General features: G+C 41.0%; 9 protein-coding genes, 1 tRNA gene and 2 pseudogenes. 6 read left to right on the plus strand and 6 right to left on the minus strand.

What is annotated here, in order from left to right; all coding sequences use genetic code 11:
• The first annotated feature begins 47 nt into the window (after positions 1-47).
• Positions 48-926 (plus strand): FAD-binding protein, encoded by an 879-nt coding sequence (locus LC586_RS31405; protein ID WP_229489344.1) that lies wholly within the window; start codon positions 48-50, stop codon positions 924-926.
• Between the two features lie 685 nt (positions 927-1,611).
• Positions 1,612-1,683 (plus strand) — tRNA-Gln (locus tag LC586_RS31410).
• Positions 1,684-1,772: 89 nt separating this feature from the next.
• On the opposite strand, the gene LC586_RS31415 is transcribed toward LC586_RS31410, so the two are convergent.
• Both LC586_RS31415 and LC586_RS31420 read right to left on the minus strand, forming a co-directional pair.
• Positions 1,773-2,252, minus strand: coding sequence for a hypothetical protein (locus LC586_RS31415; protein WP_229489345.1), 480 nt, complete (start codon positions 2,250-2,252; stop codon positions 1,773-1,775).
• Positions 2,253-2,415: 163 nt separating this feature from the next.
• A complete protein-coding gene (locus tag LC586_RS31420) occupies positions 2,416-3,345 on the minus strand; it encodes a histone deacetylase family protein (protein ID WP_229489347.1) in 930 nt (309 codons plus the stop codon).
• A 237-nt stretch (positions 3,346-3,582) separates the two neighbouring features.
• Between LC586_RS31420 and LC586_RS31425 the strand changes: the two genes are divergently transcribed.
• The gene (locus LC586_RS31425) at positions 3,583-4,881 is read left to right on the plus strand and encodes a hypothetical protein (RefSeq protein ID WP_229489349.1); all 1,299 of its coding nucleotides are present in this window, start codon (positions 3,583-3,585) and stop codon (positions 4,879-4,881) included.
• Between the two features lie 83 nt (positions 4,882-4,964).
• Here LC586_RS31425 and LC586_RS31430 read toward each other — a convergent pair whose 3' ends face one another.
• The 4 genes from LC586_RS31430 to LC586_RS31445 all read right to left on the minus strand — a co-directional run bounded on the left by LC586_RS31430 (position 4,965) and on the right by LC586_RS31445 (position 11,042).
• Positions 4,965-6,110: a SpoIID/LytB domain-containing protein gene (locus LC586_RS31430; protein WP_229489362.1), complete on the minus strand. Its 1,146-nt coding sequence runs from the start codon at positions 6,108-6,110 to the stop codon at positions 4,965-4,967.
• Between the two features lie 325 nt (positions 6,111-6,435).
• Positions 6,436-6,873, minus strand: coding sequence for a hypothetical protein (locus tag LC586_RS31435; RefSeq protein ID WP_229489351.1), 438 nt, complete (start codon positions 6,871-6,873; stop codon positions 6,436-6,438).
• Positions 6,874-7,311: 438 nt separating this feature from the next.
• A complete protein-coding gene (locus tag LC586_RS31440; protein ID WP_229489352.1) occupies positions 7,312-9,525 on the minus strand; it encodes a GumC family protein in 2,214 nt (737 codons plus the stop codon).
• A gap of 557 nt (positions 9,526-10,082) precedes the next feature.
• Entirely contained in the window at positions 10,083-11,042 is a 960-nt protein-coding gene (locus LC586_RS31445; RefSeq protein WP_229489354.1) for a ribonuclease Z, read from the minus strand.
• Positions 11,043-11,311: 269 nt separating this feature from the next.
• Here LC586_RS31445 and LC586_RS31450 point away from each other — a divergent pair, with 269 nt between their 5' ends.
• The 3 genes and pseudogenes from LC586_RS31450 to LC586_RS31460 form a co-directional block, all read left to right on the plus strand.
• Positions 11,312-11,689, plus strand: coding sequence for a helix-turn-helix domain-containing protein (locus tag LC586_RS31450; RefSeq protein WP_229489356.1), 378 nt, complete (start codon positions 11,312-11,314; stop codon positions 11,687-11,689).
• An 89-nt stretch (positions 11,690-11,778) separates the two neighbouring features.
• Positions 11,779-12,230: pseudogene (locus tag LC586_RS31455) on the plus strand (transposase).
• A 108-nt stretch (positions 12,231-12,338) separates the two neighbouring features.
• A pseudogene (locus LC586_RS31460) lies at positions 12,339-12,505 on the plus strand (transposase); the annotation flags it as partial.
• Positions 12,506-12,754 lie beyond the last annotated feature (249 nt).

The following is a 12,754-nucleotide window of genomic DNA, read 5'->3' on the forward strand; positions in this document are numbered from 1 at the left end:
TATGGCTGTGCCGGGTTTGTAAAATGATAAGCGAACTCTTTATCTTTATGAAAAGTCTAAAAGGAGTAGAAAGAGTTAAGATGTCTAATTTAAAGATAGAGTCTTTAACATCAAACAGTCTTTCGCACTATAGAACACGACATTACTTTGAGCGAGTAGGAGAGATCAATAGTGTAGATGACCTTCAGGAGTACTGTAATTGGGCTAAAGAAAACAAAGTAAAGATTTATATAATTGGAAATGGCTCTAACACTCTGTTTGTTAAAAAAAATATCCAATCATTGATCCTGAAAAATAAACTACCTAAGTACATAAATTCTTTACCTAATAACAGGCTTGAAGTATCTTCTTCTGCTTCAGTGATGGAAGTATTAAAGTATTGTTATCAAAACTCCATGAATTCTTTCTATTATCTTGCATCTGTACCAGCAACTATTGGTGGTGCATTAGCAATGAACGCTGGCAGAGGAAGACAACATGGATGTACAATATACGACTTTGTTGAAAGTGTAACTTTCTTTGAGGATGGATGTATAAAAACACTTGAAAATAGTCAAATTGTACGAGATTATCGAGAAACTATGTTTACTGGTATACACTCAAAACTGATATTGAGTGCAATTTTCAAGTTTGAACCAACAGAATTCACCGAAAATCCTCTAACTTCAAGGCAAATTTGGGCAAAAGAACATCAAGATAATACAGCCCCTAACTGTGGTTCGGTATTCAAAGCTGCTAACTATGCAATACTTGAAAAGCTCAAAGGTCTATCTATAGGTAAAGCTATGTTTTCAGCTAAAACTAGTAACTGGATACTCGCTAAATCACAAAATAGCTATTCAATAATTATGCTGATTAAAATAGCTAAAATTTTGCATTTTATAACTAGACAAAAAATTGTTCTCGAAGTAATTACAATTGATTAGTTGCTGGCAAAAATACTACATAATGCCTGAAATTTGACTTTTTTGCGAAAATAATTACAGATATAACTTTAACTATCGCTGAAGCTTTTACCTGTAGTCTAGCTGTACTGATGTCCAGATTAGGTAACATTGTAGAAATTGTAGAGCATAGAGTAACTGGTTTACATTTGGAAGCAAGGCTAATTATGCTCCTGAAGCGAATATATTAGCAGTTTATGGCACTTTAGCAACAAGCCCTCGATAAGATAGGGGAAGTCCAAAAATTAAATTACTCAATTCCTCCATCCAAGACGACTATCAATACCGTTCGGTTAAAAAATTTCTTGGTTGAGGCAGGCAAGGGGGCAGGGGGAGAAGAGAATTACTGAACAATAACCTCCTCAAGAGCCTCCCCTGCCTCCCCCTGCTCACTCCGCGATTGATTATTTTTTTTAGTCTAAGGATATACTCTGATTACCTTCGCAAAAGCATTCATACTCAAACAGAGCAGATTTAGATGCGAAGGCATCACAGGTATCATCCTCGTTGAACTTTCTGCCTTTGCCTGTTTGCGTCAACTTAACTTGAACTGTAGGAATTCAAACCAATCAATTTTCTGCTGTAAAAACCCTTTGTCTGAAATTAAATATAAAAGTACTTGACAATAACCCAGGGCTAACTGCTATATTAACTAGAGTAAAGTCGTTGGGGCGTAGCCAAGTGGTAAGGCAGCGGGTTTTGGTCCCGCCATCCCTAGGTTCGAATCCTAGCGCCCCAGTAAATCTAAAGGCAGGCTGTTAAGCCTGTCTTTTAGAGTGTTTAATTACATTTTTTAGACGCATCTCAATGCATCTAACTCTGTAAATGTTACTTGTCAGGCGATTTGAGAGCTTGATCCAGAGTCTGCCGAGCCTGTTCTGCTTTAGATCGCGCTTCTTGGTAACGCACATTAGCCTGGGCAAAATTTTTGAGAACTTTAAAACCTTCCTTGAGTCGAGTAATTTCCTCTTCTGTCACCGATTCGTCGGTGAACAGAACATCAACCGCTTTGCGAATTTCCAACGCTTCAGCTCGTGACTCCTGAACTTTCAACTTGAGTGTCGCCAGGTTACTCAGAACCTGGACAGCTTGTGTAATGCTATCCTCACCGCTAACAGTATCAATAGTTGACTCTTTAACCTCAATTAATTGTTGAGGGCCAAATCCTTCTTCCAGTTCCGTGGGTAGCTTACCTGCATCCATCAGTTCCATTAACTGATCCATTGCTTTATCACGGGCTTTTGCTGAATCTTTTCCAGAAACAGTAAGGATAATTTCTGGGCTTTGAGCGAGAGTATACTGAACCATATTTGAGCAGAAAATTTGCTGGTTAACCAAGCTGAGGCAAATGATTATAACATGTTGCGTGTCAGGTTATTTGTTTGCTGATTCACTTTAGTGTTGATTTACCAAATTTATGTAAAGATTTCGTTAATGAACAGCAACTACCTACACCAGCATTAGCTACTATTCAAACGTTTTCAAAACCTTTAACGAGTTGCCGAGCATTTTCCCGTAAGGCTTCAACGAAATATCCACCCTCTTGCACAAATAGTGTCGGTAGATTCAAAGAGCGAATCATTCTACCGATTTTATAGTAGGAATTAGACTCCAGCGCAAAGCAACCCAGGGGATCAGATTTAAAGGTGTCGAAACCTGTCGCCACTACCAAAGCTTCAGCCTTGAACGATAACACCCTGCTGGCAGATTTTTCTAGAGCTTTTAGATAAAAAGCCTCATTGCTTCCTTTTGGCAGTGGAATGTTCAAGTTATATCCTTCGCCATCGCCTGAGCCATATTCGTTTTCAAAGCCACTATAGAAGGGATAAAAATCTCTCGAATCGCCATGAATCGAGATTGTTAAAATATCGCCACGCTGATAAAAAATCTGCTGCGTACCGTTACCGTGATGCATATCAATATCAATAATTGCCACTCGGTCAAATTGCTTACGAAGCTCAACAGCAGCAATGGCACTGTTATTTAAGAAACACATGCCCATTGCCATATCGCGGCAAGCATGATGTCCACTTGGTCTACACAAAGCATAAACAACCAGTTCCCCAGCTTTGATCCGAGATGTCGCTACAATCACCGCAGATACGCTACCTAGTGAGTTTTCCCATGTGAATTGTCCGATTGGTGCCGCACAGTCAGCGATGTACCATCCCGCTAAAGCAACAGGGTTTTCGTTGAAATTGACCATATGGCGGTTTGGAGAAATATTGGGAAAGATTTCAGTGCTAGCATTCTGATTTTGTGACCAATGCGACCAAGCAACCCTGAGATAGTCAATATATTTAGTGTCGTGTACTGCAAGGATTGATTGGCGAAGGATTGAGATGCACAGTTCTGGCGGCGGTGCAAATTCTATTTCGCATCCTGCCTCCAACAACCCCAAAAGAATTTGCCGACCCTTGGCGCTACATCGGGGTGTTCAACGAAGCGTCCTCTTTGAATAAATTGCGAAGGGCCTTGAGCTTCAAAGTATGGACTGACAATGGCTTTCATATAGATGAAATAGTAAGAATTTCTATTTTTAATGATTTCATGCTTTATTTCTACCCCTGCTAAGTCGCTCAAAATAAAACTTTATACTTAAGAAAAGGGAATTAAGTTTCAACAGGAGGGGAGAGCAATGGCTCCTAGTCCCACCATCATGCAAGCTGTGGAAAAACTGGGCTACCGTGTCACTGTTGGTGATGTGGCAACCCAGGCAGGATTGAATGTCGCTGAAGCTAATCAAAGTTTATTAGCCCTGGCATCTGATGCTGGGGGACATTTGCAAGTGGCGGATTCAGGTGATATAGTTTTCCTTTTTCCACAAAATTTTCGAGCAATTTTGCGTAATAAATACTTCCGATTACGGTTGCAGGAATGGTGGAAAAAGGTCTGGAGTGTTCTGTTTTACCTGATTCGCATTTCTTTTGGAATTTTCTTAACTGTTTCCATCGCCCTTATAACTGTTACCATCTTCATGATCATTACTGCTGCCAATTCAGATCGTGACGGCGACAATCGGGGCAGTAGTTTTGGGGGTGGGGGGTTCTTCTATTTTCCAAATTTATTCTGGTATCTTAGCCCAAATTATGACACCCACTATCAGGAACGGCGACGTGAAAGGCGAGAAGAAAGCAATCTGAATTTCTTTGAAGCTGTGTTTTCATTTTTGTTTGGCGATGGTAATCCTAACGCCAACTTAGAAGAACGTCGCTGGCAAGAAATTGCTACAGTGATTCGGAGTAACCGTGGCGCAGTTGTAGCGGAACAAATTGCCCCATATTTGGATGATATTGGCGAGGGATATACAAGAGACTACGAAGATTATATGCTGCCCGTTCTGATGCGATTTAATGGGCAACCGGGTGTCAGCCCAGAAGGGCAAATTGTTTATTACTTCCCAGAGTTGCAGGTGAGTGCAGTTAAAAAGCGCCGTTATGCAATATCAGACCACTTGGAGGAATTTCCCTGGCGTTTTAGTGCTGCAAGTTCCGGGCAAATTATGCTGAGTGCTGGGTTGGGTGTACTAAATTTTGTTCTTGCCTTAGTACTGGGAAGTTTATTGAGAGATGGCACTGTTGCTGCTCAATTAGGTGGACTGGTAGCTTTTGTGCAAGGAATTTATTGGCTACTATTGGCTTACGGAGCAGGTTTCTTAGGCATCCCGTTATTGCGTTATTTCTGGATTCGGTGGCGTAATCGCAAAATAGGCGATCGCAACCGCGATCGCCTTTCCAGATCAAAGCTATTGGCAAGTCCTGATGCAGCTTTGCAACAAAAAATCGACTATGCCCAACAATTTGCAGCAGAAAAAGTCATTGGCAACGAAGATTTAGTGTATTCTAGCGAAACTGACTTACTCGACCAAGAAGTTGAGCGTTCTGCACAAATTGACGCTGAATGGCAACGGCGCTTGGAACGTGGGAGTGGGGAATAGAGTTAACAGTAAAGAGTTGAGAGTCAGGAGTAAATAATTAAGATTTATTTAAAACTCCTAACTCCTAACTCCTAACTTTCTCCTTACTTCGCCTGAATTGGTGTTAAGGCTACACCTTGATAATAATGTCCCAAAATTTGCAGGTGGTTCACTCCCTGCCGAGCCAGATTGTACGCTCCCCACTGACTCATGCCCAAACCATGACCAAAGCCAAGCCCTTGAAGTACAAAACCACCATCTGCTCCCTTGCTGACGCTGAAGCGGGTACTTTTTAGCTTCAGCGCTGTCCGCACTTGCTCGCGCTGTAGAACCTTTGTGCCTTTGTTACCAACAATTTTCAAGACTTTAACACTGCGGAAAGGCGAGTATGTCTCTGGAATCATCGCCGTTACACTGCCAACTTCAGGGAATTTAGCGCTAATCTCACTGGAAGAGAAGGTTTTTACCCAATTACACTCACTGATATTTTGATCGTAGTCTTGAACAGCCCGCAAGTACGGCAACGCATTTCCCCAAACGTCTTCAACGTTTTCGGTGTGTCCTCCAGAACAAGCGTGGAAGACTGAGAGAATAATCCGGTTTTTGTAAGTTAGTACCTGTCCTGCTGTTTCATCAACTGCTTTGTAAGTAGCAGGAGATTCACTGATTACACCTTTGTAAATTTGCCAGCGATCGGGGGTATTGCCTAAATCGTAAACGGGATTACTTCGTTGTTTTTCTCGCTCGTAGAGGGCGTAGGTGCGAGCTGCGATCGCCTGGGCTTTTAGTGCTTCTTGGGGCCAGCTAGCACTCATTTCGCCACCGAGAACGCTGTAGAGATACTCTTGGTCATCAACCCAGTTAACAGCCGTTAAGCCTTTGTCTGTGGGAACAACCAGAGTTCTACCCCGATACCAGCGATCGCCAATATAAACGAATCCTTTACCTGTTGGCTCAATCCAAAATAAACCAGACTGCCACTTATCTAGAGCCACACCGCCAGAAATAGCTTGGGCATAATATGCACTCATCGCTGGTAACTGTCCCAGAGTCCGGCCGGTACTATCCTTGACGATTCCAGTGGTGGAACTGCCTACTTTTACCTGATTAACTCCCCTCTCAATTGCCACGCGCAGAATTACAGACGCTTGAGCTGGGGCAACCAAAGCAATCCACAAGAGGACAGTTACCCACCAATGACGTACTTTAATCTGGGAAAATAAAAAGCCTAAGTAAAGTTGGAATTTCATGCTGGTCATCTAATCACATTAGTATCTAATTGACGCTTTGGATTATGGCGTCTACTACTTTAAGATGAGACACTTCTCCAACGCAGGAGGTTGCCACCTCCTACTAATTATGCATTTTGCTTTAGCTATAAGGTAGAAATCAGGTGAAGAAGTCATGAGATAGGAGGCAGGGGGAGAATTCTTCTCCTTTACCTGTTTCCAATGCCCAATGCCGCTAGTTATTGCTATTGTTAGGCATTGCATTAACACCTGCTAAATTACTTGGGTAGAAGCAGATAAATGCACAGTAAAAAATTCTCATAATTTAGATTAAATGTAATATAAGTTACCTTATCATCTTCTTAGCTACTTCATTTAAGCCGCCTTCTTTAACACAGTTTGCACCGAGATTTTCCGTGTAAGCAGCATAGTCTTTGTAATGTTGTCTCTTGATTAACATGACGTTATTATCGCTCCATTTCCCTTTAATTTCGCTAATTTTAAATGTTTTAGGATTAAGAAAATGGTTCAGGTTGCCGCTTAGTTTTACCCACCAGTAAGAAGCCCCAACTATTCGGGTATTAGTAAACTTAACATCAGACATTTTAACAACTGAATTAGTCTTGGTATTGAAAGAACATGCAGTATTAGTCTTGTTATCCAGTGCGATGATCAAATTGTTATTGCTCTCGAAGAATGACAAATCGTCATTTGTGCTGCTAGCCACAGCAGTTAGGGGCAATAAAAACACCAAAATATTAAAAGTTGCAAATAGTTTTTTCATTAGCTTTGTTTTAATGTGTTGAATAGTTTACTATCTCAGTCGGCTATAACACATCAGTATATTTATTTACTTGCTATCCAGTATAGTAGCCTGAATATTGCTAACTGCCAGTCAGGTCAGCTCCCAATAAGGTTCAGTTAAGGATAATCGTAGGTTGGGTTGAACCGAAGTTAAACCCAAAATCAAGCGTTAATTGTTGGGTTTCGTTCCTCAACCCAAACTACGCAGGTTAAGGTTTTTTTGCCTAACTGAGCCGTATTGGGCAAGCTCCTACTGACCTCGTTATTTTAAATGTGAGCAGATGCAATCACTGAGCGATCGCATTGCTCGAATATATTCCTACTCGGTTGAGGATACAGTCAAAAATCGTTGCAGTAATTGGGGAAAGTGAATCGTCCAAATCTTACTGCTGTGGAAGAGAAACTTTTCTTCTTCGATTTATGATGCCAATACTTTCTGAGAATTGCTCACTTCATTAGCGATAATTCCAATTAAATTCAACTTACTCAAAATTTCTGTTGCTTGAGTCAGTTCAGTTCGCGTCACTTTTCCCATACGCTCTACCATTACGATCCCATTGCAAAAAGCTGCCACAATTCTGGCATCAACTGTACCTAAAATAGGTGGAGCATCTATCAGTACTAGGTCATAACTTTGCTCAAACAACTCAATTAGTTCTTTCATCCGTTGAGAACTGAGCAATTTCACCGTGTCTTCTGCTTCAGGCCCAGCAGTCAAAATATCAATGCAGGGGTGAATAGGCTGAATGTAATCTTGAAAATGAGTTGTTGTCTCATCAACTAATAACAGAGATAGTCCCCAGTCATTAGATAGTTCCAGGATTTTGTGCAGGCTAGGATTATGTAAATTAGCATCAATAACTAATACCCGTCGATGCATCCGGGTAGCGCTAGCTACAAGCCCTAATACTAAAGTTGTCTTCCCTTCCCCTGGTATTGCTGAAGTCAACATCAACGACTTGAAGGGTAAGGGATATTTTAATATTTGAATATTTTGGTAGATCATGTCCAGGGTTTCATGGACGGGTAATTTAGTACTGGCTTCTACGATAAAGGAATCTGAGCTTCGCCGCCCATTCCAAGGCAGACCCAGCCGCTGTTTTTTGACACCACACAACGGTAGTTTTGGTACTGACCCCAGTACACGTAGGTTCGTCAGTTTTTTTAAATCTCCGACACAATAAATAGCGTCACTAAACTTTTCCAAAATCAGGGCTGCTAAGATACCTAAAATCGGCCCAATTACCGCCCCTGCAACTAAAAATACTAATCTGTTGCTCCCCATATAAGTACCTAGAGCAGGTTCTGCCAAAACTTGCCAGCTATATCCTTCTTGAGTAATTTTCAGTCCCAAGGACTGTTGTGCTTGGAGTAATTGTTCAAGGGTTTTACGACTAGTTTCCACCTTTGGCAGCAGACGGTTATACTCTGCTATTAAGCTTGGGTATTTGTTTAACTCAAAGCGAAGTCGCTGTTCTGACTCGGCTAGATTCTTTTCATTAGCAGTTAGTCCTAAGACAGTTGTCTGTAGCAAAATTAACTCGTCTACTAGCTTTGGCTCAACCCCGAGCATTTGCTCTTTTAAAAGCGGTTCTCCCTTACTGCTAGTAGTAATAGTTTTGACCTCTTGTCGTAATAGCGACAGTTGACTTTGGCGTTGCTGCTTTAGTTTCTGTACCGATGGGTAATCGTCTGTATAGCGCAGCCGTTCCTTAGCTAACGCTAGTTCAGTTTTTTGAATTTCACTCAATAGCGTTTGGTAACGACTTGACTGATTTAAACGAGAAGAAATTAGTGCATTCTGCTGAGACGAGGAGGCTATTTGTTGCTCTAGATTTTCGTAGCGAACGTTTACATCTTGAAGGTGGGCACGAGTGCTTTGTAGCTGTTTTTGAATATCAGCTAGAGACTCTAGCAGGATTTTACTTTGGACTTGGGGATCGAGTAATTTATGTTTCTTGCGAAACTGTTCCAAATTTTTCTCAGCTTTACTCACCTCTTTTTTTATTTCAGGTAGGCGAGCATTTACAAAATCCAGTCCTTGATTGAGACGTTCTTTTTGTTGCTCTTTATTGTAGTTTTGATATACTTTTTGTATAGCTTGAAGTACTCTTTGTGTTTTGACGGGATCGTCATCATTAAAGGAAACTTTAAATAATTGACTAAAAACTTTATTAGCTCCTATACCTCCCTCTTCTGGAGTCACCTCTAGAGGTGCTTTTTTGTTCTGTTCTATTTGACCATTGATATCCTTTAAGGTAATATCAGGATAATCAGAATGAAGTAAATCTACGGCTTTCTGAAGCAACTTAGAACTCAGCATGAGTTTCATCTGAGTAGTAGAATCAACAACTTGATAATTGGGTTCAGTAAGCTTGGTGTCTGCGCTTTCTGGGATATTATTTAACTGTGTACCTTCAGATAAATTGGAATTTACCAATATCTGCATATTGCTCTGGTAAGTAGGTTTGGCAATGAAAGCTAGGAGGCTAGCACCTGACATTACTACACAGAAAACCCCTAAGATCAGCAAACGTCGGCGAAGCAAAATAGTAGATAGTTGTCTGATGTCAACTGCGCCTTGTGCTGAAGTAGTAATCTGTTGCTCTTGATTCAGACTAGTCTTAGCCACTATCAAACTCCTTTAATATCGAAACACTATATTTATTTGGAAGATTTATGAAAAATGTGAAATGTTTTTTTACACCTATAGCCGCAATAGCATACTTAATTATTCTTCCAACAATGACAAGTTCACTTGGCACAATATTATGCCAACTGGTGCTTTCATGTTCATCAATTCATGCATATAAATTCTTAATCAGTGTTGGAAGAATAAATTTTTAATAAATATTTTATTTAAGGAAGAAAAATCTTGACGAAAAATTAATTATTTTTCTTAAGTATTTAAGTATAAAATTTTCTGATTTACAACAGTACTATCCTATTAAAGTTATTAAAATAACTTGTAATATAAGAAATACATTGATAAAAATATCTAAAGCATAATAGTTGTAGATTATTGATACACTTAGTGAAACGTAAATTCTTAGGTAACTATTTGACTTACTCCTCAAGCTAAACTGCTGTCTATTTGCTGGACATGATAAGTTAGACTACTAAACTCCAAGATAGAGCCTGGTTAATTTTAGATTAGAAGGGTTGAATAGGAAATCTAAAATCCAAAATTTAAACGCTTACCTTGGTTAACTCTACTTGCCGCCGCCTGGGTACTTCATGAATCATGAAATCATAAGCCATGTCAGTACGGGGAAAAATAGCACGGGCTTCCTGAAGAAGATCCTTTAATTCTAAGGTATTGCCAGGAGCATAGCGGGGACTGAAATGACTCATAATCAGTCGATGTGCCCCAGCAGCTAAAGCTGTTTGCGCTGCCATTGTGGTTGTGGAATGCAACCTTTGAAAAGCCATGTCTGCATCTTGATGAGCAAAGGTTGCTTCGTGAATTAATACATCTGCATCTTTTGCCAATTCCACTGCACCATCACAATAAATTGTGTCTGTACAATAGGCAATTTTTCGACCAATTTCTGTAGGACCGCATAATTGAGTGCCATCAATCACCCGTCCGTCCGCAAGCGTCACTGTTTCACCGCGCTTAAGTTGACCATAAACCCGACCAGGAGGAATTTGCAACGCCTTGGCTTTGTCAATATCAAAGCGTCCTGATCGGTCTTTTTCGGCTACGCGGTAGCCGAAAGCTGTAATGCGATGATGCAAATTACCGCAGCTAACGGTGAAGTCGTCGTCTTCATAAATTACCCCAGGACGGATGGCATGGACTTTAATGGGGTAGGAAAAGTGTGTGTAGGAGTAACGGGAGGCGGCTTGAATGTAATCATTTAATCCAGGTGGTCCATATATATCAATTCGTTCCACATTGCCTGCCAAGCCGCAAGTAGCAAGAAGTCCCATCAAGCCAAAGATGTGGTCGCCGTGCATATGAGTGATAAAAATTCGCGAGAGTTGGCTAATTTTCAGTTCACTCCGCATAATTTGATGCTGGGTGCCTTCGCCACAGTCGAATAACCACAGTTCTGCCCTTTGGGGTAATCTCAGGGCGACACTGGAAACATTGCGCGATCGCGTGGGTACACCGGAACTCGTACCTAAGAATGTTATCTGCACAGGTTCTTTAATCTTCCTATTGCTCAATTTGCTGCTCTATTTTCTATAGTGACACGCTTAATAAGCAAAATACTTTTGAGAGGAAGTCGCTTTTTTAAACCCAACACCCAATAAAGATTAGACCTCTTGCAAAATTATTTTATGGTAAGTAGATCAACCAAAAAAAACGTAAGATAGATAGAGTTCAGAAATTAAGTGATAAATAATGCCTAGTGCGTTAAGAATAATACTAACTACTGAAGAAGCTCGTACACTCTTAGAACTCAGCTGTGCAGATAAAGTACCACGTCGAACCAAACAAAGAGCGATCGCTTTGCGCCTCAATGCCCACGGATGGAATGTACCGTACTATTGCAGAGTATTTAGGTTGGGCACAACAGACGGTAAGGCAGACAATTAAACGCTGGCAATGTCAAGGTTTAGGCGGTTTGTGGGAAGCGCCTGGACGTGGAAAAAAAAGAACTTGGCAACAAGAAGATTGGCAAGTAGTAGAAAAATGCTTGGGACAAAATCGCCGCTATAGTGCTCGGCAGCTAAGTCAAAAGCTATTTGAGGAACGACAAATCGAGTTAGGAGCCGAACAAATCAGGCGACTACTCAAAAAAAGGGGTGGTGTTGGAAACGTATCCGCTACTGTCCAGCTTTAAGTCACAACGCAGAATATTTACAAGCCAAACGCCGAGATTGGGAATTACTCAAGCTGTGGGCGCAATTAGGATTGGTTTGTTTAAAGTACTTGGATGAATCTGGTTGCTACTGCACTAGCCCCACTGATTACACTTATGGGCGTAGGGGAGAGCAAAAACGTATTCGACAAAATAGACGACGGGGTAGACGGATCAACATCTTCGGTATTTGGGAGCCGAAAGTTAGTTTTGATTATGCTTTGATGCTGGGAACATTGATTGCACCAACCTATGTGCAACTTATGGATTGGCAAGCCCAAACAGCGGCACGTCGCTTACTGGAAACCGGACAAATCACCGTCATCATTCACGATAACGCCTCTGTTCACAAAAGTCATTTGGCTCGCCAGCAGCATCAACGTTGGCACTCAGCTTGCGTTTGTACATCTTTTTTCTACCTCCCTATAGCCCTCAAATGAATCGCATTGAAGACGAATGGTTGCATCTCAAGCGTGATGAGCAAGACGTCCGAGTTTTTGAGGATGAATATGAATTAGCGTAGGCGTAGCCCGCCGCAGGCATCGCTATTATGGATGGTATAAATAATAGAGCCAAGCAAGGTCAGTATCAAGTTGAGCGTTTTACGTTTAATTAAGTTGACCTACTTAATCAAGAATTTCAGGTTTTACCCAAACGTTGGGTAGTAGAAAGAACATGATTGTTGGTTTAACCAGTACCGTCGTCTTAGTAAGGATTATGAGCGTCTTCCTGTGCAGGAGTGAAGCTGCAATATATGCTGTTATGACTCGTATTATGCTACGTCGTCTAGTCGTCTAAAGATTTACTTTATAAATGGTCTCTAAGGCGAACTTATCTACCTCTTGGAGCCATTCGACTTCTTTCTTGAGTAGAGTTAATCGCTGACTACAAGCGTTATAGTTTAACGTTTTTATGATTTTCAGCAAAAACAAAAGCCTTCTCAAATTAGTTTGAGAAGGCTTTTGCTTGAAAAATGAATCCTGGCATCGAGCTATTTTTGCGTAGGGCTACCCCTAAACTATCGTGGCCGCAGCAGCGTTTCACCTC

Source organism: Nostoc favosum CHAB5714 (genome assembly GCF_020829495.1).
In the GTDB taxonomy this organism is placed as follows: domain Bacteria; phylum Cyanobacteriota; class Cyanobacteriia; order Cyanobacteriales; family Nostocaceae; genus Nostoc; species Nostoc favosum.